The following is a 20749-nucleotide window of genomic DNA, read 5'->3' as shown; positions in this document are numbered from 1 at the left end:
CCCTACGAATTGATCGTGCTCGACGTGATGCTGCCCGGCATCGACGGATGGCAGATCATGTCCGCCCTGCGCGCGAAACGCGATTTGCCCGTTATTTTTCTGACGGCCCGCGATCATGTGACCGACCGCATCCACGGGCTGGAACTCGGCGCCGACGACTACCTCGTCAAACCATTTTCGTTCACCGAGCTCGTGCTGCGTGTCCGCACGCTGCTCAGGCGCGGCGTGATGCGGGAATCGGACACGTTCAATATTGCGGATCTGCATGTCGACGTGCTGCGCCGTAAGGTCACGAGACAGGGCATCGACATTACGCTGACCAACAAGGAGTTCGCGCTGCTGCACCTGTTTTGCAAACGGCAAGGCGAAGCGCTGTCGCGCGCGCAGATCGCATCGGAAGTATGGGACATGAATTTCGACAGCGATACCAACGTCGTCGACGTCGCGGTGAAGCGGCTACGCGCGAAGATCGACAATCCGTTCGAAGCGAAGCTCATTCACACGGTGCGCTCGATCGGCTATTCGTTCGGGGAGGATGCGTGAAAGGGCACGCGCGTTCGCTCGCGGTTCGGATTGCGCTTTCGTTTGCAGTGATCGTCTGCGCGGTGGTCGGCATGGTCGGGGCGGCGCTGTACCACGCGACGAACCGCGCATTATCCACTCGCGCCGACTATCAGCTGATCGCCCGCGTCGAGCATTTTCGGTCGCTGCTGCACGATCTGTACACCATCACCGAAATCGAAGCGCGGCCTCGGCTGTTCGAGACGATGCTTGGCGACAGTCAGGACGTCATTGTCTTTCGTCGGCCCGGCTCGACGCCGTTCATCAACGTGAATCCCGCGCATATGGCGCTGCCGCCGCTTTCCGTCGTGCCGGTCGCGCGTCGCGTGGGGCTCGATGCGCTATACGAAGGCAAGCGTCCGGACGGCGTGCGCATGCGCTGGGTGGCGGCGCAGGCGCGAATCGGCAATAGCGGTGAAGTGGTGGAGATCATCGCCGCGCACGTGATGACGCAAGAAGCGCGTGTGCTGTCCGTGTATCTGATGCGCGTGTGGATCACCGTCCTTTGCGCGGTGTTGCTTACGCTCGCGTTGGCCTATTGGGTGACGAGCCGCGGGCTCATGCCGCTGCGGCTCATGGCCGGGAAGGCAGCGGAGATATCGCCGAACCGGATGTCCACGCGGCTCGAAGTGGCTCGCGCGCCGGCTGAGCTGCAAGGCCTGGCGGCGTCGTTCAATGCCATGCTCGATCGTCTCGAGCATGGCTACGCGCGCTTGTTGCAGTTTTCCGCGGATCTCGCCCACGAGGTGCGCACGCCCATCGGGGTGCTGATCGGCGAGACGCAAGTGGCGCTCGCGCACGAACGCAGCGCACCGGAGTATCGCGGCGTGCTCGAGTCGAATCTGGAGGAGCTCGAGCGGCTCGCGCGCATTGCGCGGAACATACTGTTTCTTGCCCAGGCGGATCACGGGCAGAAGCATATCGATCGTGAACGGATCGACATTCGCCGTGAGCTCGATGCGGTCGCCGAATACTTCGAGGGTATCGCGGACGAGCGGGGCATCACGTTCGAAGTCGAAGCCGGCGGTGAACTCGTCGCCAATGCCATCATGTGCCGGCGGGCGATCAGCAATGTCGTCGTGAATGCCGTGCGTTACGCGCAAGCCGGCACGGTGGTGCGCATGCGCGGGCACGAAGATGCAGACGGCGCATGTATCGTGATCGGCAATCGCGGACCGCGCATCGCGCGCGATGAACTCGCACGGCTGTTCGACCGCTTCTACCGCGGCGACGCGGCACGCAGCGAATCCACGGAATCGAGCGGGCTTGGCTTGTCGATCGTGCAGGCCATCATGCGCTTGCATGATGGCAGAGTGTCGGCGCAGTGCACGCCGGACGGATGGGTCGAATTCACCTTGCGGTTTCCTTGCGGCGTGCAAAGCCCGGTGGTGCCGGCATAGCGGCGCGGCTCCAACGACCTCCTCGGAATCCGGCGGCGGTGTCCTTGGTACGCCGCTAATGCCCGCCGTATGGACGCGTGAGAATCTCCAAAAAATGCCCGTTCGGGTCTTCGAAATACGCGCCGCGCCCACCGTCGCGCGTGTTGATTTCGCCTTCCCGGCGCTGCGCGGGATCGGCCCAGTAGCGTATGTGGCGTGCCTCGATGCGGTCCATGATCTCGGTGAACTCGGCTTCGCTGACGAGGAAAGCATAGTGCTGCGGAGCGGGCCGCCCGTCCGCTTGCAAGAAGTCCATCGTCACGTCGTTGCTGAGATGGACGGTGAGAAACGGCCCGAACGAAGTTGCTGGAGGCAACCCGAGAATGTCGGTGAGAAAAGCGGCCGAAGCATCCCGATCGCGGGCATGGACGATCGTGTGATTCAACGCGATGCTCATGGTGCAAGCTCCTGTTCGTGAACGCGGGGCTCTCTAAGTGTAGGCGGCGCGGCGAAGAATGAGAGGAATGGACCGAAAGCTACCGCGGTAGCCCCTTCCGTTCGACTGATTTTTTTTCGGTTAATTGCTTTTTTCGGCTCGATGTCGGGAAAGGTAGAGGATCGTCAACAGCCGTCCGTTCATGATCGCCATGCCTACTTGTTTCGGTCTTCACTATCCGTCGGCTCGCCGGGTTGTCCGGCTCGCGCCGCCTTGCGCTCGCTTCGCCTCGAGTGTAGAGTTGTGTACACATGGATTCACAAACGCTGATCCTTGGGTGCACGATATGGAAATGATGAAAGTGGGTATCCGCGAATTTCGGGCAGATTTGGCCGACTATATCGCGTCGAGCAGGCCAATCGCCGTGACCCGGCACGGGCAGACGGTCGGCTATTTCATCCCCTCGGAAGGGCGCGAGGAGGGGGATTTGGCGGCCTTGCAGAAAGCGAACCAGGCGCTAGGTCAGCTTTTATCGGAGCACGGTATCGATGCGGAGGAAATCGTGTCGGAGTTCAAGGCGGCGCGCAAGCAGGCCGGGGCGCGTAGGAAAGCCGGGGCCGCATGAGTAGCAAGGCGATCGTTATCGATGCGAATATCCTGATCCGCGCTGTTTTTGGACGTCGTGTGCTCGAGCTCATCGTAGAGTACGCAGCTGACGTTGATGTCGTTGCCCCGGACGTTGCGTACGCCGATGCTAGGAAGTACCTGCCGCAGCTACTCAAAAAGCGTGGGCTTTCAGCTGATGCAGCCATGACGATGCTCGACCGACTCGAAACAGTCGTAAATGTGATGGGCTGCGAAGATTATGTAGCGATGAAAGAGCGCGCGCTCCAGCGAATCGCGGTGCGGGATGCGGATGATTCCCGTTCTGGCCTGCGCACTGGTTCTTGGCTGTCCAGTATGGACCGAAGATGCGGACTTTTTTGGAACGGGCGTGGCAACATGGACAACAGATCGGGTCGCGCTATATTTCAGATCCGCTGGATGTTCGGGCCGCCGTTCGCCACCGCTAGAGCTGGCTACGCTAAGCGGATACGATCGGTGAAGCGGCGCTCACCGTAACCGATTCGATGACCACGCCGGCCAGTGCCTCGAATCCATGCAGGCCCGAGTGCGACGGTGTGGCATCCGTAATCAGCGTCCACGGCTTTTCGATCGGCGCCCAGTGTTGCTGACTATCGCGGCCCAGCTTGTCCGCCGTCACGAGCACGAACACGTTCGCCGCCTGCCGAATCACACACTCCTTCAGATAGGCTTGGTCGGCCGTCGCCTCGCACAGGCCGCGCCCCGGCACGACGCCGTCGGCACCGAGAAACGCCTTGTCCACCGTGATGCGCGTCAGCGCAAGCTGCGCCAGCGCGCCGAGCGTGCTCATGCTCGATTTGCGCACGTCGCCGCCGAGCAGCGTCACCTGCAATTCGCCGCCGGCCAGGCTTTGCACGGCCAGCAGGTTGTTCGTAATGACGTGGATATCGCGCCGATTCGCGAGCGCTTTTGCCAGCGCGGCCGTCGTCGTGCCGCCGTCGAGAAACACGGTATCGCCGTCCGCCACGTGCCGTGCCGCCGCGAGCCCGATCGCATCCTTCTCAGCCTGGAAACTGTGCCGACGCTCCTCGAGCGACTCCTCCGGCGCGTGCACGCTGACCGACGCCGCGCCGCCGTACGTGCGCAAAATCAAGCCCTCGTCGGCAAGCGCGCGCAAATCGCGGCGGACGGTAGCTTCCGACATCCCGAAGTGCTCGCATAGCGCGCTCACTTCGGTCATGCCGGACAGGACGGCCTGAAGCATCGCTTCGCGGCGGCGGGCAACTTTCATGATGGAGTCGACGAAGAGTAGGGAATACCGCGCCGTTGCCGCGGCTTGGCGCCGAACGGCCGGCGCCGACGTAGTGTACCCATTTTCCGCCTGTTGCCGTGCTGACCGTGTCCGGCTATCGGCCGGTGTTATGCGACGATGGGTTCGCCCGCGGCCACCCATTCCTCGGTGACTGTCACGTACTTGATCCGTTGCCGGAAGTAGGTGAACGCGATGTGGAGCCGGCCGTCGGCTGACTGCACGATCGACGGATACGAGAATTCGCGATTGAGCTTATCGGCCGAGTTGTTCGTCATGCAGTAGCCATCGCCGGTTTCGAGGTTTCGCATCGACGGCCAGGTGCGCCCGCCGTCCTTTGAAATGGCGACCGTCATCGGCGCGCGCGGCGCTCCCCAGAAGGCTGTGCCGCGTGTCGAGGCCGCCTGTGCGACGAGCGCCCCGTTGTCCTCGGCGTCTTCGATGTCGTCGTACAGCGACGCTCGCCGCGCCTTGCTCTGCGCCGCGCTACTAGGATTGAAAACGAGCGCGAGATCGCCGCTCGCCAGCGCGACGCATTGAATCGACGAATTGTTGTTCGGCAAGTCGAGGGGCTGCGGCGCATTCCATTCGATGCCGTCCCGAGACCGGCTTATGTAGACGTGATCCGCCCAGCGGCTGCGAAAGAGCGCGACGAGCGAGCCGTCGGTAAGCGGTTGGATATTCATGTGCACGCACCCGACGCTGTCCGGCACATCATGCCTGCGCCACGTCGCGCCGCCATCGACCGAGCGCATCACGGCGCTGACGTCGTCATTGCCGGACCACCGCTCGCCCGGAGCGACGCGGCACAAGAAGACCGGGCACAGCCACGCGCCGTCCGGTGCGACGACGATCGGTTGCCTGACGAACGTGCCCGGCGCATCGAACAGCGTCTCGATCGGCCCCCAACTGCACCCGTTGTCCGACGAGATGCGGCGACGGACGATGGACGTGTTCTGGTGCCCGGACAACTGCGCCGTGTAGATCAGCCAGAGCTTGCCTTCGGGCGTTTCGAAAAGAATCGGGTTCTGCTCGGAGCGCGTTGGATCGTCGGATAGGCGCACGGGATCGCTCCACACGGTCGAGCCCGCATCGAGGCGCGACAGATAGACGGAGATGTCGGGCACGCCTTCCTGCGTGCCGCCGAACCAAGCGCAGAGCAAGTCGCCGTTTTTCAGTGCGATCAGGTTGGCCGCGTGGTTCTGCGTTGTCGCGGCGGGCAGATAGGCATCGATGCGGATATCGTCGCCCGCTGCGCGATGCAGTTTCCCGGGCATCGTCGTCGCTTCGTCCGGCAGGAGGGAAGAACTCGTCATGATCAAATCTCGTTGGCTTTCCATCGAACACCGAGCCATGCACGCCTTCGAGCGGGAAGCCGGCCCGGCGAGCATTCGCTCAAGCATCGGACTGCGTCGCGTGCCGCACGCGAGTGCGGCTCCCGGATGGCCCGAGCAAGCGCTCGATGCACATCACGATGGCCGGCACGACGAGCGCGACGTACATGTTGTCGATGCCGAGCGGGTTATGCAGCAGATACCAGATCGTCGTCGCGATCGTTGCCACGACGAGTGCCCAGACCGCCCCACGGCTGCTGTTGAACAGCGGCAAATAAATGCCCATCAGTGCGACGACGGTGACGGTCAGACGCAGCGCGCGGGTGAAGAACGACAGCGCGAGAATTTGCGGCACGAACAGCACGAAGACGAGCGGCAAGAACCCGACGACGACCGAAATGAGGCGCGTTGCACGCAGCTCGCGCTCAGCCGTGGGCCGATAGCGCGGCACGTAGAAATCTTTGACGATCAGCGAGGCGATAGCAAGCGCGACCGTGCTGACGCTCACGAAGATCGACGCGACGAGCGAAACGGTCACGAGGCCGGCCAGCAGCGGATGCATATGCTGGAGAAAAATGGGCAGCGCATACAGGCTCTTCATGTTCGGGAACAGAAACTTCGCAGCCACCCCGAGCAAGCCGAGTGCAATCCCGATCGGCACGCACAGCAGCGCGGCAATCAGCGTCGCATTGCGCGCATCGTTGGCGGACTTCGCGCCGCAGATCGCCTGGATGATGAACTGAGTCGAAAAAATCGCGCCGGCCGTGCCGATGATCCATGCGCCGATCGTGCCGCCGCTCAGCGAGCCGTTCCAAGTGAAGTAATGGACGGGCATCGTCTGCACCATCGGTGCGATGCCGCCTGTCATGGACAGCGCAACCCACACGAGCACCGCGATGCCGACGAGCTTGACGACGCTGTGGAAGATCGTCACGTAGGCGACGCTCTTCAGGCCTCCATAAGCGAAATAAATCGTGCTGACGACCGCTGTGATCAGCGCGGCGGTCGGCAGATTCACTTTCAGCACGGTCGAGATCGCCGCGGCGCCGCTGATGTAGTTGCCGACGTTCACGATCAACAGCGCGTAGATCATCACGGCCGATACGACTCGCTTCGCCGTATCGCCGTACTTTTGCGCGATGAACCCGGAGATCGTGAATTCGCCGGACTTGTAGAGCCGCTTCGCCATGAAAAGGCCGAACAGCAGAAAGCCGATGGAGGCGGCAAACACCGACCAAGCGGCCGAGATGCCGACCTTGAACGCTTCCTGCGAGGTGCCGATCGTCGACTTCGCGCCGATGAACTCCGACATCAAGAGGATGGCCACTACGATCGCCGGCGTGGCGCGCCCGGCCACCATGAACTGCTCGGTGGTTCGGCCGCGCAGCCGGATGCTGGCCCATGCGGTGACGACGATATAGACCATCACGATCGCGACGATGATCGCGGTATCCCAGTCATTGAACGATTGCATTGATGTCTCCGAATATTGGAAGATTCGGGCGCTACCGTCGCGCCTCGGCGGTACGCTGCTGAAGCCGGGCGGCCATCGGGCCGCCGAGCCGTCAAGCGGCTTGAACCGCGTGTCGCGTCGCCAGGTCTCGTGCCTGTTTCAACGCTTCGAGCATGCTGCCTTCGTCTGCGATTCCTTTGCCCGCGATGTCGAACGCCGTGCCGTGATCGACGGACGTGCGGATCACCGGCAGCCCGACCGTGACGTTCACGCCTGCCTCGAGGCCCATCACCTTGACGGGGCCGTGGCCTTGATCGTGATACATCGCGACGACGACGTCGAAATCGCCGCGGCCCGCGCGGAAAAACAGCGTGTCCGCGGGCAGCGGGCCTTCGACGTCGAGGCCCCGCTCGCGCAGCGCCTCGACGGCGGGAATGATCTTTTCCTCTTCCTCGCCATAGCCGAACAGCCCGTTTTCGCCCGCGTGGGGATTGATCCCGCACACCCCGATGCGGGGCCTAGCGATGCCTGCGCGCACGAGCGTTTCCTGTGCGCGTTCGATCGTTCTTTGCACGAGGCCGGGCTCGATCTTGCGGATCGCGTCGAGAAGGCCGATATGCGTCGTCACGTGGATCACGCGCAGCTTCGGCGCAACGAGCATCATCGACACCTCGGGGATGCCCGTCAGATGCGCGAGCATTTCCGTATGGCCGGGGAAGAGATGGCCACCGGCGTGCAACGCCTCTTTGTTCAGCGGCGCGGTGCAGATGGCATCCAGATCGCCGTTGGACGTCAGCGCGACGGTGCGCGCGATGTACTGATAGGCAGCGTCGCCAGCCACCGCCGAGAGCTTGCCGTAAGGCAGGTCCTCCGGAATGAGGCCGAGATCGATGCAGTCGACTTCGCCGTAGCGAAACTGTGCTTCCGCCGGCGTGGCGATGCGCCGAATCGCCAGCGCCACGCCCGCGCGGCGGCCCGCGTCGGCGAGACGCTTCGCATCGCCGATCACGAGCGGGCGGCATGTCTCGTACACGGAGCGATGCGCGAGGCTCTTCATGATGATTTCCGGTCCCACGCCGGCGGCATCGCCCATCGTGATGCCGATTACGGGACGATAAGTCATGCTTGTTTCTCCGAAGGGGGTATGCGGTGCGGCGGCGGCCGCCGAGGTTGTCGCGGCGAGCGCCCGCCACGCGCGAGTCAGAGAGTCGGGCCCGCCGAAGCCGCCGGCCTTCGTGACGACGGGCAACATGCGGCCGCCTTCGAACGCGGTCATCCGCGGCATGCCCGTTTCGATTTCGTCGATGACGTGCAGCGACGTCACGCCGAGCGCGCAGAGCAGGGCGCGAGCGGTTTCGCCGCCCGTTGCGACGAGGCCGCGTGCGTGGCGTACGCAAGGGGCGAGATGATCGGCCAGGCGGCGTGCGAGCAATGCTCCGTCCGTAAGCGGCGCGCGCCGCGCTTGGCTCAGTGCGACGACGACGTGGCGGCCGCACAGCAGTGCGTCGCGGATGCGAGGCGTCAATGTCGGCGCGTCTTCGCTGACGGGATCGAGCAGTGTTGCGGCCTCGATGTCCACGCGTTCGAGCGCGTCGCCCGCGTTGCGCTGCAAGTCTTCGATCTGGCCGTGCGAGACGCTCGACATGCTGCCCACGACGATGAGCACGCCGCGAGGATGTGCGGCGGGCGTGTCTGCAAGCAACGGAGAGGGCGGCGCGGAGGCAGGCAACGCGGCGGCATCCCGGCACGGGGGCGTGACGGCTGACGTATGGGCGGTCGTCGGCTCGGCGTTCGAGGGACGTCGAGCTGCCTCATATGCGTCGGCGCTCTGCCGCGCGAGGACCGCGACGAGCGGCGCCGCGAGTCCGGCGGACCCGACCCAGTAGATATCGTCGAGCCGTGCCGACGCCAGGGCGACCGCGCGCAGATCGTCATCGGTTTCGCTATCGCAGACGACGGCGTCCACGCCCTGCGTCGACCAGGTGCGCAACCGTGCGCTCAGTGCGTCGATGCCGCCGCGCACCGCGATGAGGTCCGCATGGGCGACGCGCAGGCCGGCCGCGCCGAGCATGGCCGAGAGGTCGGCCGTGCCGCTCAGCGCCTCGTTGCTCCACACTTCCGACGCCTCGACCGGCACGCCGAGCACGTATTGGCGTGCGCCGACCGTCGTGCGTCCGGCCGCGGGAAACGCAGGCGCTACGATGGCCATGCCCGCGCCGGCGAGCGCCGTGACCTCGGCGGCGACGTTTCCGCGCAGCGTCGAATCGATCTTCTTGTAGAGCTTTCGGCCGGCGCCATGCAGGTGCCAGACGTCGGCCGTCGCGCGTGCTGCCTCGGCTGGGGCAGCGCGGCGCGTGTCCGTATCGATCGCGAGCACGGCCGCTTCGCCGCACGCGCCGGCCGCTTGCGCGCCGAGCCCGACCACGCTCGCAAGGCCGATGGCCGTGCAGGTCACCGCGCAATCGGCGGTGCCTGACAGGTCATCGCCGATCATCAGCAGCGAAAGGGGCGCGTTCGAACGGGCAGTCATGGCAGCAGGCGCGCGTAGATCGATTTGATGTCGTCGTGTGTCAGCACCTTCGGGTTGTTGCCGAGCAGGCGCTTGACCTTGAGCGCGGCGGCCGACAGCGCGTCGAGATCGGACTCCGTTACGCCGAACTGCCGCAGATCCTGCGGAATGGCGAGCGCGTCGGTCCATTGGCGCAGCCGTTCGAGGAATGCCTCGGCGGCTACTCGGTCGGCGTCGTCATGCTGGGCGATGCCGAGGGCGTGGGCGACGTTCGCAAGTCGTCCGACGATTGCGTCGAGATTGAACGCCATCACATGCGGCAGAAGCATCGAATTGGCGACGCCGTGCGTGACGTTGAACATCCCGCCGAGCGGATACGCGAGCGCATGGACGGCGGCCGTGCCGGCCGCGGTCAGCGCAAGGCCGCCATACATCGAGCCGAGCAGCATGGCTTCTCGCGCCGCGAGCGAATGGCCATTGTCGTACGCCTCGACGAGATTGGCGCCGATGAGCCGCATCGATTCCATGGCGAACATGTCGCTGATCGGGTTCGCTTTCGTCGAAATATATGATTCGAGCGCATGGATGAAGGCGTCCATGCCCGTTGCAGCCGTGATTGGCTTCGGCAGGTCGAGCGTCAGCGTTGCGTCCAGGATAACGAGTTGCGGCAGGAGATGACGGCTGACGATGCCGACTTTGAGCGCCTCGTCCGGCAGCGTGACGATGGCGTTCGGCGTCACCTCCGATCCGGTGCCCGCGGTCGTCGGCACGAGGATCAACGGCACGCCCGGCGCGGCGATCAGGTCGATGCCGAGCCATTCGCGCACGCTCTGGCGGTTCGTGAGCCGCACGGCGAACAGCTTCGCGGCGTCGAGCACGCTGCCGCCGCCGATCGAGAGCACCGCATCCGGCGCGAACGGTTCGATCTGCCGGGCGAACACGGTTTCGACGTTTTCGATCGTCGGCTCGGGTTGGACGTCACGGACGATCATCGTTTCGACGTCGCGCTGGCGCAGCGCCTCGATGACGCGCGCGATCACGCCGTTCGCTTCCATCACCGGCTGCGTGATGAGCGCGATGCGGCGCACGGGACGATCGAGCGCAGCGAGCCGCTCCGGGAGCTGATCGAGGCTGCCCGGCCCGTGCACGATATGCTTGACGGTTTGGAAGTGGTAGACGGTGCTCATGGTTTCGATCGGTCGATAAAGACGAAAAAGGCGGAAGGCGTTCGCGGGAGCGCGTGCGTGCGGCGAGCGGCGAGCGGTGCGCGCCACGCGCTCAGGCTACGCGCGGGTAGCGCGCAAGCGCTTGCGCAAGCCGCTCGCGCGCCGCTGCATCGAGCGGCTGCGCCGGTGATCGCGCGGGTCCGGCCGGCATGCCGAGCATCTCGGCTGCCGTCTTCAGCACGACCGGGAGCGTGCCCATCCCGAAGGCGTCGCGCAGCGGTCGCAGCGCTTCCTGTGCTTCGCGCGCCGCAGCGATGTCGCCGGCTTGGAAGCGCTCCCAGATGGACATGACGACCGACGGCACCGCGTTCGTCGTTGCCGCCACCGCACCGTCGCCGCCGGCAATCAGGGTCCACAGAATCATCGAATCGGTGCCCGTGAACACCGCGAAGTCGTCGCGGCGCAGCTTGATGAGTTGCAGCAGACGATCGAAATCGCCGCCGCTGTCCTTGATCCCGCGGATATTCGGAATTTCCGCGAGGCGGCGCACCGTGTCGACGGTCAGCGTGACGCCGGCTTTTGCCGGGATGGTGTACAGCATGACCGGCAGCGGGGTGGCCGCCGCGATACGATCGTAATGCGCGAATAGCTCCTGCTGCGTCGCGCCGTTGAAGTACGGCGTGATGACCGACACCGCATCGACGCCCACGTCGCGCATCTTCGCGTTCAAGGCAATGACGTCACGCGTCGCGTACGCGCCAGTGCCTGCGATCACGGGCACGCGGCCGCGGGCCTGGTCTACCGCGATGCGCGCGACGCGCAGCTTCTCGTCCTCCGTCATCGCAATGAACTCGCCGTTGGTGCCGAGCACGAACACACCGTGCACCCCCGCATCGATCAGCTTGTCGACGAGCGTGCGCAGTCCCCGCTCGTCGATGTCCTCGTCGCGCGTCATCGGCGTAATCAGCGCCGGCACGATGCCTTTGAAGGTGATGGTCATGCTCGATACTCCTGGGTAGTCGGCTCGCGGCCGGACCGTCAGCCGCAACCCTTGCCGCGTCCAGCCTGAACGGGCGGCGTGTCGCATGCGGATTGTGACGACCCGATTCTGCGCGATTCGATCATTGTTCCGCCGACTGATCGATCCGTTCATCCGTTAGATTGATCGATGTGGGCATTATATGCCCGTGTTCGATCATTTCGCTCAGTGTTTACCCTTCTTTATGATTGAATCGGTCATATTGAGGTGTTTATTCCGATTCTTTTGATCGAGACGGTCGGAACGAGGGCGGCGTGGAGGAGGGACGAGCATCGATGCGATGACGAGGCCCCGCTGGCTGAGCGCGCGGGGCCTCGGGTGAGCGCCCGTCACTCGTATGAGTGCGCGGGCGAGGGTGTGCTACGACTCCGTGCGACGATGCGCGTCGTCACCGAGCGGCGGCGCGAATCGCGTCGCCGAGTGCGGCGTTGTCATAGCCGCGTCCGCCGATCCCCCATGCGCCGTCCTCGGCGTAGACGACGTTCACCCAGATGCGCTCTCGCGCGAGCTTGCCGCCGGATTCGTGCGAGACGATCTCCGTGGCCTGCTCGATGAAGCGCCGTTTTGCCTCTGGGGACGCCAGCGCCACGGACGGCAGCTTCAATTCGACGAACGCCGCCGCGGCTGGCTCGCCCGCGGCGAAAATTCGGTTTGCCGGCAACACGTTCACTGTACCTACGACGTTCGGGACCATGAACGCGTTACCCTGTAGCCCCTCGATGTCGAGCAGGGCACGGGTGAGCTCCGCGAAAACCTTCGTCTCGGCGTGGGAATCGAAAACGCCTTCGGGAAGGGTCAATGTAATCGGCATAGCAATACCTCCAGGTCGGTTGACTGGGACATGTTATAAATAGCGATCGCTCTCTATAGAATACATACTACTTGCTCTCTATGCAATAGAGAGTGAGTGCTCTATAAAATATCCATGCGTTACTCGATCGAACACAAACACGAGACCCGCGAGCGGATTCTCGACGCGGCAGCCCGGCTATTCCGGCGCGAGGGATACGGGGGCTCCGGCATCGGCCCGTTGACGAAGGAAGCCGGCGTGACGAACGGCGCGTTCTATGGGCACTTCAAGTCGAAAGGCGAGGCCTTTCGGGCGGTCGTGCTGGCCGGCATGGAGCAACTGAAGCAAGCCATTGCCGCGCTGAAGGGCGAGCAGGGGGCGCGCTGGCGCCGCCCGTTCATTTCGTTTTATCTGGGCCAGCGCCGCACCTGCGATCTCGGCGAGAGCTGCGCGCTTGCGACCCTGTCGCCCGAAGTGATGCGAGCCGACGATGAAACGCGCGAAGCGTACGAGCAGGCGCTGTTGTCGATCGTCGAAGAGGTGGCGTCGGGCCTGGGCGATTTGCCGGGCAACGATCACGACGACCGTGCGATCGCGCTTTTGTCGCTGCTGGCGGGCGGTGTCACGCTGGCGCGCGCCGTGCGCGATCCGGTCACGTCGGAGCGCATAGCGCGCGCCGTCGCGCGCTATGCGACCGCGCTGGCCGAGCCCGAGACGCGCGATTGAACCGTGCGCCGCCGCATATGCTCAGGATGTTCTGCAGCAATAGTTACAAGTTTGAAATACGGCTATCGGACACGCCGCGCTATAGTTCGATCCAACCACGCTACGTATTCGAAGGTGAAACCATGAAATCACTCGCAAGCATCGTTCCGTTGGCCGTCGGCGCGCTCGCCGTCGGCGTCTCCACTTCTGCGATGGCGCGCGTGGACATCGGCGTCAACATCGGCATTCCCGCACCCGTCTACGTGGCGCCCGCGCCCGTCTACGCGCCGCCTCCGCCTCCCGTCATCTATCAGCCCGCGCCCGTTTATGCGGCGCCGGCGGTCGTGATCGGCTGGCATGGCGATCGCTACTGGGACGGCCGCCGCTGGTGGGGGCGCGACGAATGGCGCCATCATGGCGATTGGGATCACGATCATGGCCGGGGGCACGGCTGGGGCCATGACCGCGGCCGTGGCTGGGGCCACGACCACGACTGACCGCTCCTCGGTTCGTAAGCGGTCCTAAGCAATTCAAAGCGACAGGCAATCAGGGAAGAAAAACAAGACGATTCGTCGCGTGCTCTCGCGGGACGCGATGGAAGGCAGAAAAAAACCGCCTCGGCGATGCCCAGGCGGTTTTTTTGCGTCCGGCTGGACCGCACCCGTACCCGCACCCGCACTTGCTCCGTGACGGGGCACCTGCGTAGCCGGTCAGGCGGACATTACTCGGACGCTTCGAGCGCCATTCCGCCGACGACCGTGCTGAAGCCGCTGTCGACGTGCATGATCTCGGCCGTCACGCCGCTGGCGAGATCCGACAGCAGGAACGCGGCGACGTTGCCCACTTGCTCGGTCGTCACGTTGCGCTTGAGCGGCGCGTTGTGCTCCACGAAGTCGAGGATCTTGCCGAAGCCCTTGATGCCGCTTGCCGCCAGCGTCTTGATGGGGCCCGCCGAGATGCCGTTCACGCGCACGCCCTTCGCGCCGAGTGAGCCGGCCATGTAGCGCACGCATGCCTCGAGCGCCGCTTTGGCGACGCCCATCGTGTTGTAGTTCGGCACGACCTTTTCGGCCCCGAGGTACGAAAGCGTCAGCAGCGCGGCGTTCTCCGAGAGCATCGGCAAGGCGGCCTTGGCGAGCGCAGGGAAGCTGTAGGCCGAGATGTCGTGAGCGATGCGGAAGTTTTCGCGCGTCATGCCGTCGAGGAAATCGCCGGCGATCGCCTCGCGCGGCGCAAAGCCGATCGAATGCACGAGGCCGTCGAGGGTGGGCCAATGAGCCCCGAGCGAGGCGAACAGCGCTTCGATTTGCGCATCGTCGGCGACGTCGCACGGAAACACGAGTTCGCTGCCGAATTCAGCGGCGAATTCGGTGATGCGGTCTTTGAAGCGATCGCCGACATACGTGAAGGCGAGTTCGGCGCCCTCGCGCTTGCAGGCTTGCGCGATGCCGTAGGCAATCGAGCGGTTCGAGAGCAGACCGGTCAGCAAAATGCGTTTTCCAGCGAGAAAGCCCATGGATTCTCCTAGTCCTAGTGTTTTCGGTGTTCAGTGTTCAGTGCCTAGCGTCGTGCGCGCGGGACGCTGCACGGCGGTGGCGGGTGCGGTTTGGGTAGAATTCTCTCACATTGCCACTTTCGATCTTCCGATGAAGGCGACGACAACGATTGGCCTACATTCATTCCCGCCGCTGCGCGCCCGCCTGCTTCGCGGATGGCAGGTGAGATGGCGGGTGCTCGCGGCCTGCTGTTCGGTCTTCTGGATGCTCGGGGCGGCCACGTCCGCTCACGCGGTCTATGCGATCGCCCAATTCGGCGAGCCCAAGTATCCGCCGGGGTTCAAGCACTTCGGCTACGTGAACCCCGATGCCCCGAAAGGCGGCACGCTCGTGTTGGCCAATCCGGACCGGCTCACGAGCTTCGACAAGTTCAATCCGTTCACGCTGCGCGGCAATGCCGCCCCGGGCATCGGCATGCTGTTCGAGAGCTTGACGACGGGCAGCAGCGACGAACCCGCATCGGCATACGGCCTGCTTGCCGACGACATCCGCATCGCACCCGATCGCTTGTCGGTCACGTTCCACATCAATCCGAAGGCACGGTTTTCGAACGGGGATGCGGTCACGCCGGAGGACGTCAAGTACTCGTTCGATACGCTGAAGAGCCCGAAGGCAGCCCCGCAGTTCGCGGTGTTCTACGGCGACATCGCGCGCGCGGTCGTCGTCGATCCGGCGACGATCCGCTTCGAGTTTCGTCAACCGAACCGCGAACTGCCGCTGATCGCCGGCTCGATCCCGATCTTCTCGCATAAGTGGGGGATCGATCCCGACGGCAAGCGGGTGCCCTTCGATCAGCTCGCATTCCAGCAGCCGATCGGCAGCGGGCCGTACGTCATCGATCACTACGACGGAGGCCACACGATCACCTATCGGCGCAACCCCACGTATTGGGGCGCGGCGCTGCCCGTGCGCGTCGGCACCAATAACTTCGATCACATCACCTACAAGCTCTACGCCGACAGCATTGCGCGGCTCGAGGCATTCAAAGCCGGCGAATACGATGCGCTCGTCGAATACATCGCGCGCAATTGGGCGCGGCGCGACGTGGGCAAGCGCTTCGACGACGGCGAGTTGATCAAGCGCGAGTTCAGGCAGCACAACGGCGCGGGCATGCAAGGCTTCGTGATGAACTTGCGGCGGCCGCTGTTCCAGGATGTGCGCGTGCGCAAGGCGCTCGATCTCGCCTTCGACTTCGAGTGGCTGAATCGGCAGTTGTTCTTCGGCGGCTACACGCGGCTCGACAGCTACTTCGCCGATAGCCCGCAGCAGGCGAGCGGCATGCCGAGCGCCGGCGAACTCGCGATTCTCGATCCGCTACGCGCGCAGCTCGACCCGGCCGTGTTCGGCCCGATGACGGTGCAGCCGCGCACCGATCCGCCGGGCTCGCTGCGCGCCAATCTGCTCGAGGCGCGAGCGCTGCTCGCGCAGGCCGGCTGGCACTATCGCAACGGCGCACTACGCAACGCGAAAGGCGAGCCTTTCAGGTTCGAAATTCTCGACGATTCCGGTGCGGCGATGCAGCCCGTCGCGACGGCCTATATTCATAACTTGACCAAGCTCGGCATCCAGGCGAGCTTTCGCACCGTGGATTTCGCGCTGATTCAGAAGCGCTTCGATGCTTTCGACTTCGACATGACCTCGCTGCGCTACCCGGAAGTGCAGGTGCCGGGTACGGAGCAGGTGTCGCGCTTCGGCAGCCAATCGGCTGACGAGCAGGGCTCCGACAACCTGATGGGTCTCAAGTCGCCGGCCGTCGATGCCGTCTTGAAGGCGCTCGTGCATGCGCAGACGAAGGATCAGCTCGTCGCCGCTTCGCGCGCGCTCGATCGCGTGCTCATGCATGGCTACTACGTCGTGCCGCAGTGGTACAGCACGACGCATCGCATCGCGTTCAAGCGCACGCTGCGCTACCCGGCGACGCTGCCGCTGTACTATTCGGCGGAAAGCTGGATCGTATCGACGTGGTGGAGTGCCCGATAATGTGGAGCTACATTCTCAAGCGATTGCTGTTGATGATCCCGACGCTGCTCGGTGTGCTGACGGTGACGTTCGCCGTCATTCAGTTCGTGCCCGGCGGTCCCGTCGAGCAAGCGGCCTACGAGTTGCGCAAGGGAGCCACGCAAGAGGGGCAGCCGCGCCCGTTCGGCCTGCGCGCGCACTCGGGCGTCGATGCGCAGCAACTCGCGCAACTGAAGGCGCTGTACGGCTTCGACAAACCGCCGCTCACGCGTTATTGGCTGATGCTCACGCGTTTCGCGCGCTTCGATTTGGGGCAGAGCTATTTTCGTCACCAGAGCGTGTGGTCGCTCGTCGTTTCGAAGCTGCCCGTATCGATCAGCATCGGGTTGTGGACGTTTTTCCTGACCTATCTGATATCGGTGCCGCTCGGCATTGCCAAGGCGGTTCGCAATGGCTCGCCGTTCGACGTCGCCACGAGCCTCGTCGTGCTCGTTGGCTACGCGATTCCGGGCTTCGTGCTCGGCGTGCTGCTGCTCGTGCTGTTCGGCGGCGGCTCGTTCCTGCAGATCTTCCCGCTGCGCGGATTGGTGTCCGACGATTTCTCGCAGTTGAGCCTGCTCGGCAAAATCGCGGACTACCTTTGGCATATCGCGCTGCCCGTGATCGCATCGGTCGTCGGCAGTTTCGCCGTCGTCACGATGCTGACGAAGAACGCGTTTCTCGACGAGATCAAGAAGCAGTATGTGCTCACCGCGCGCGCCAAAGGCTTGAACGAGAAGCGCGTGCTCTGGAAGCACGTCTTCCGCAATGCGATGCTGCCGCTCGTGGTCGGCTTTCCCGCTGCGTTCATCGGGGCGTTCTTCACCGGCAGCCTGCTGATCGAAACGCTGTTTTCGCTCGACGGGCTCGGGCTGCTGTCCTATGAGTCGGTCGTGCGCCGCGACTATCCTGTCGTGCTCGGCACGCTGTATTTGTTCACGCTGATCGGGCTCGCCACGAAGCTGATCTCGGATCTTTGCTACGTCTGGGTCGATCCGCGCATTCAATTCGAACGACTGGAGCGCTGACGTTGAGTCAAGTTCACCCTCGCACGGGCGCCGATGCCGTGGCGCGCAGTGGGTTGCCTAGCGTGCTTGCGTCGCCTTCGCCGATGCGGCGCGTGTGGCGGCGCTTCAAGGCGCAGCGCCTCGGTTATTGGAGCTTGCTGCTGTTCGTCGCCGCATTCGCCGTGAGTCTGGCTGGACCGCTCTGGTCGAACGACAAGCCGCTCGTCGTCCGCTACGACGGCCATTACTATTTCCCGGTCGTCAAAGACTACGCGGAGACGACGTTCGGCGGCGACTTCCCGACGCCGGCCGACTATCTCGACCCTTATGTGCGACATCGCTTTTCGCTGCCGGGCAACTTCGCGGTCTATCCGCCGAACCACTATTACTACGACACGCTCAACTACTTCTCGCGCACGCCGAATCCGGCGCCGCCATCGCATGAGAATTGGCTCGGCACCGATGCGCAAGGACGCGACGTCTTCGCGCGGTTGTTGTACGGCTTTCGCGTGTCGGTGGAGTTCGCCTTGGTGCTGACGCTGATCGGCACCGTGCTCGGCATCGCCGCCGGCGCCGTGCAGGGGTATTTCGGCGGCCGCACCGACATCGTCGGGCAGCGCCTCATCGAAATCTGGAGCGCGCTGCCCGAGCTCTACTTGCTGATCATCTTCGCGTCGATCTTCGAGCCGAGCTTCTTGCTGCTCGTGGTGCTGCTGTCGCTGTTCGGCTGGATCGGCTTAGCCGACTACGTGCGGGCCGAGTGCCTGCGCAATCGCACGCAGGACTATGTGCGGGCGGCGCGCGCCATTGGGCTGTCGAATTGGCAGATCATTTGGCGCCACGTACTGCCCAACAGCATGACGCCCGTCATCACGTTCCTGCCGTTTCGCATGAGCGGATCGATTCTCGCGCTCACGAGCCTCGACTTCCTCGGCTTGGGGGTGCCGGCGCCCACACCGAGCCTCGGCGAGCTGCTGTCGGAGGGCAAGGCCAATCTCGATGCCTGGTGGATCTCGCTGTCGACGTTCGGGGTGCTCGTCGTCACGCTGTTGTTGTTGACGTTCATGGGCGACGCGCTGCGCAACGCGCTCGATACGCGCATTGCCGATGCGATGCGGGCGGGGGGCAATCAATGAGCGGATCGATCGGAGCGCACGGAGCGCACGGAGCAGGCGGGCCGGCGAGTGCACCGCCGCTGGCGAGTGCACCGCTGCTCGCGGGTGCACCGCTGCTCGACATAGCCCATCTGCGCGTCGCATTCGGCAACACGGTGGCCGTCGACGATTTGACGTTCGCGATCGGGCAGGGCGAGCGCGTGGCGCTCGTCGGCGAATCGGGCTCGGGCAAGACGGTCACGGCGCTAGCGATCCTGCGGCTGCTGAGCGATGCCCAATTGAGCGGCGCCATCCGGTTCCAAGGGGAGGATTTGCTCGCCAAGAGCGAGCGGGCCATGCAGGGCTTGCGCGGCTCGCAGATCGCGATGGTTTTCCAGGAGCCGATGACCGCGCTCAATCCGCTGTTTACGATCGGCGAGCAGATCGCGGAGACGATCGCGGCGCACGAGGGCGTCTCGGCCCAGCAAGGACGCGTTCGCGCCGTCGAACTGCTCGCGCGGACCGGCGTGACGGAGCCCGGAAAGCGAGTGCTGAGCTACCCGCACCAGCTCTCGGGCGGCCAACGCCAACGGGCGATGATCGCGATGGCGCTCGCGTGTCGGCCGCGACTCTTGCTTGCCGACGAGCCGACGACGGCGCTCGACGTCACGATCCGCGCGCAGATCGTCGATCTGCTGCTCGACATCCAGCGCGAGGAGGCCAAGCGGCGCGGTATGGCTGTGCTCCTGATCACGCATGATCTGAATCTCGTGCGGCGTTTCGCCGAGCGCGTCGCCGTGATGGAAAAGGGCGTGCTCGTCGAGAGCGGCCCGGTGGAACGGATCTTCGCAGCGCCGCAGCACCCGTATACGCAGCGTCTCATCGCCAGCCGCCCGCAGCGGCGCGTGGCCCCGGTTCTGCCGATCGCGCCCGTGCTGCTCGACGCGCAGGCCGTCTCGGTGTCGTTCCCGACGAAGGCCGCGGGCCTACGCGGGTGGTTTCGGGCCGGGCGCTTCGAGGCCGTATCGAATGCGACGTTGAACGTGCGGCAGGGGGAAACGCTCGGAATCGTCGGCGAATCGGGCTCGGGCAAGTCGACGCTCGCGATGGCGCTGCTGGGGCTGCAGCGAACGGCGGCCGGCTCGATCGAGTTCCAAGGCCGCCCGCTTTCGAGTTATCGGGGGCGCGAGCAGGCGGCGCTCCGCTCGAACCTGCAGGTGGTATTCCAAGATCCCTTCAGTTCGCTTTCGCCGCGGCAGACGATCGAACGGATCGTCGGCGAGGGGCTGGCGCTGCACCGGCCGCAACTCGGCCCGTCGGCCCGTCGCGAAAAAGTCATCGCCGTGCTTCGCGAAGTGGGGATCGATCGCACCGCGCTTGCGCGCTACCCGCATGAATTTTCGGGTGGGCAGCGGCAGCGGATCGCGATTGCGCGCGCGCTGGCGCTCGAGCCGCGCCTTTTGGTGCTCGATGAGCCGACGAGCGCGCTCGACGTATCCATTCAACAGCAGGTCCTCTCCCTTTTGACGACGCTGCAGCACAAGTACAACCTCGGCTTCGTCTTCATCAGCCATGACTTGGCCGTGATCGGGGCGATGGCTCACCGGGTCGCGGTCATGCAAAACGGCGCAATCGTCGAAACGGGGGACGTCGAAAAAATATTCTCCGCTCCGGCCCATCCGTATACGCAAAAACTCCTGCAGGCGAGCCTGCAAGGGTAAATTCTGGCAATTGTCACGGTACCCCGATTGTTTTTTTTAATTTGTTTTGACATTCGGTTGCATCGTGGCTAGTATCGTCCAAACTTTTCTCAGTTCACTCGCAGTTC

18 protein-coding genes and 1 pseudogene are annotated in these 20749 nt (G+C 64.3%); 10 read left to right on the top strand and 9 right to left on the bottom strand.

The window, feature by feature from the left end:
• Both ACTHNZ_RS04745 and ACTHNZ_RS04740 read left to right on the top strand, forming a co-directional pair.
• A partial coding sequence (locus ACTHNZ_RS04745; protein WP_440541341.1) for a winged helix-turn-helix domain-containing protein occupies positions 1–543 on the top strand: 543 nt, incomplete at its 5' end.
• Positions 540–1961, top strand: a complete 1422-nt coding sequence (locus ACTHNZ_RS04740; protein WP_440541340.1) for a heavy metal sensor histidine kinase — start codon at positions 540–542, stop codon at positions 1959–1961. The genes ACTHNZ_RS04745 and ACTHNZ_RS04740, both read left to right, overlap by 4 nt.
• Before the next feature lie 55 nt (positions 1962–2016).
• Here ACTHNZ_RS04740 and ACTHNZ_RS04735 read toward each other — a convergent pair whose 3' ends face one another.
• Entirely contained in the window at positions 2017–2397 is a 381-nt protein-coding gene (locus ACTHNZ_RS04735; protein WP_440541339.1) for a VOC family protein, read from the bottom strand.
• 325 nt (positions 2398–2722) lie between these two features.
• Here ACTHNZ_RS04735 and ACTHNZ_RS04730 point away from each other — a divergent pair, with 325 nt between their 5' ends.
• Both ACTHNZ_RS04730 and ACTHNZ_RS04725 read left to right on the top strand, forming a co-directional pair.
• Positions 2723–3001 (top strand): type II toxin-antitoxin system Phd/YefM family antitoxin, encoded by a 279-nt coding sequence (locus ACTHNZ_RS04730; RefSeq protein ID WP_440541338.1) that lies wholly within the window; start codon positions 2723–2725, stop codon positions 2999–3001.
• Positions 2998–3481, top strand: a pseudogene (locus ACTHNZ_RS04725) (PIN domain-containing protein). Before ACTHNZ_RS04730 ends, ACTHNZ_RS04725 begins: the two are co-directional and overlap by 4 nt.
• On the opposite strand, the gene ACTHNZ_RS04720 reads toward ACTHNZ_RS04725, so the two are convergent.
• The 7 genes from ACTHNZ_RS04720 to ACTHNZ_RS04690 form a co-directional block, all read right to left on the bottom strand.
• A complete protein-coding gene (locus ACTHNZ_RS04720) occupies positions 3461–4252 on the bottom strand; it encodes a DeoR/GlpR family DNA-binding transcription regulator (RefSeq protein ID WP_440541337.1) in 792 nt (263 codons plus the stop codon). The pseudogene ACTHNZ_RS04725 and the gene ACTHNZ_RS04720 overlap by 21 nt on opposite strands.
• 128 nt (positions 4253–4380) lie before the next feature.
• Positions 4381–5547: a sialidase family protein gene (locus ACTHNZ_RS04715; RefSeq protein WP_440541345.1), complete on the bottom strand. Its 1167-nt coding sequence runs from the start codon at positions 5545–5547 to the stop codon at positions 4381–4383.
• Positions 5548–5665: 118 nt separating this feature from the next.
• Positions 5666–7078 (bottom strand): sodium:solute symporter family protein, encoded by a 1413-nt coding sequence (locus ACTHNZ_RS04710; protein ID WP_440541336.1) that lies wholly within the window; start codon positions 7076–7078, stop codon positions 5666–5668.
• Positions 7079–7169: 91 nt separating this feature from the next.
• The gene (gene pdxA / locus ACTHNZ_RS04705; protein WP_440541335.1) at positions 7170–9587 is read right to left on the bottom strand and encodes a 4-hydroxythreonine-4-phosphate dehydrogenase PdxA; all 2418 of its coding nucleotides are present in this window, start codon (positions 9585–9587) and stop codon (positions 7170–7172) included.
• Complete coding sequence (locus ACTHNZ_RS04700; RefSeq protein ID WP_440541334.1) at positions 9584–10753, bottom strand: iron-containing alcohol dehydrogenase; 1170 nt, start codon at positions 10751–10753, stop codon at positions 9584–9586. Before ACTHNZ_RS04700 ends, pdxA begins: the two co-directional genes overlap by 4 nt.
• A gap of 91 nt (positions 10754–10844) precedes the next feature.
• On the bottom strand, positions 10845–11732 hold the full coding sequence (gene dapA, locus ACTHNZ_RS04695) for a 4-hydroxy-tetrahydrodipicolinate synthase (RefSeq protein ID WP_440541333.1): 888 nt from the start codon (positions 11730–11732) through the stop codon (positions 10845–10847).
• Between the two features lie 427 nt (positions 11733–12159).
• Positions 12160–12582: a tautomerase family protein gene (locus ACTHNZ_RS04690; protein ID WP_440541332.1), complete on the bottom strand. Its 423-nt coding sequence runs from the start codon at positions 12580–12582 to the stop codon at positions 12160–12162.
• A gap of 114 nt (positions 12583–12696) precedes the next feature.
• Between ACTHNZ_RS04690 and ACTHNZ_RS04685 the strand changes: the two genes are divergently transcribed.
• Both ACTHNZ_RS04685 and ACTHNZ_RS04680 read left to right on the top strand, forming a co-directional pair.
• A complete protein-coding gene (locus ACTHNZ_RS04685) occupies positions 12697–13287 on the top strand; it encodes a TetR/AcrR family transcriptional regulator (protein WP_440541331.1) in 591 nt (196 codons plus the stop codon).
• 122 nt (positions 13288–13409) lie between these two features.
• Positions 13410–13763: a hypothetical protein gene (locus ACTHNZ_RS04680; RefSeq protein WP_440541330.1), complete on the top strand. Its 354-nt coding sequence runs from the start codon at positions 13410–13412 to the stop codon at positions 13761–13763.
• 224 nt (positions 13764–13987) lie between these two features.
• On the opposite strand, the gene fabI is transcribed toward ACTHNZ_RS04680, so the two are convergent.
• Positions 13988–14782, bottom strand: a complete 795-nt coding sequence (gene fabI, locus ACTHNZ_RS04675; RefSeq protein ID WP_440541329.1) for an enoyl-ACP reductase FabI — start codon at positions 14780–14782, stop codon at positions 13988–13990.
• A 130-nt stretch (positions 14783–14912) separates the two neighbouring features.
• Here fabI and ACTHNZ_RS04670 point away from each other — a divergent pair, with 130 nt between their 5' ends.
• The 4 genes from ACTHNZ_RS04670 to ACTHNZ_RS04655 all read left to right on the top strand — a co-directional run bounded on the left by ACTHNZ_RS04670 (position 14913) and on the right by ACTHNZ_RS04655 (position 20642).
• Positions 14913–16802 carry an extracellular solute-binding protein gene (locus tag ACTHNZ_RS04670; protein WP_440541328.1) on the top strand — a complete coding sequence of 630 codons (1890 nt, stop codon included), beginning with the start codon at positions 14913–14915 and terminating at the stop codon, positions 16800–16802.
• A complete protein-coding gene (locus ACTHNZ_RS04665; RefSeq protein ID WP_440541327.1) occupies positions 16802–17848 on the top strand; it encodes a microcin C ABC transporter permease YejB in 1047 nt (348 codons plus the stop codon). The genes ACTHNZ_RS04670 and ACTHNZ_RS04665 overlap by 1 nt, the downstream gene beginning before the upstream one ends.
• A gap of 83 nt (positions 17849–17931) precedes the next feature.
• The gene (locus ACTHNZ_RS04660; protein ID WP_440541344.1) at positions 17932–18963 is read left to right on the top strand and encodes an ABC transporter permease; all 1032 of its coding nucleotides are present in this window, start codon (positions 17932–17934) and stop codon (positions 18961–18963) included.
• Complete coding sequence (locus ACTHNZ_RS04655; protein ID WP_440541326.1) at positions 18960–20642, top strand: ABC transporter ATP-binding protein; 1683 nt, start codon at positions 18960–18962, stop codon at positions 20640–20642. Before ACTHNZ_RS04660 ends, ACTHNZ_RS04655 begins: the two co-directional genes overlap by 4 nt.
• Positions 20643–20749 lie beyond the last annotated feature (107 nt).

Origin of the sequence: Trinickia sp., from assembly GCF_051953955.1 — a bacterium.
In the GTDB taxonomy this organism is placed as follows: domain Bacteria; phylum Pseudomonadota; class Gammaproteobacteria; order Burkholderiales; family Burkholderiaceae; genus Trinickia.
Note: the sequence above shows the minus strand (reverse complement) of the source record. Positions and strands in the feature narration are given on the sequence as shown.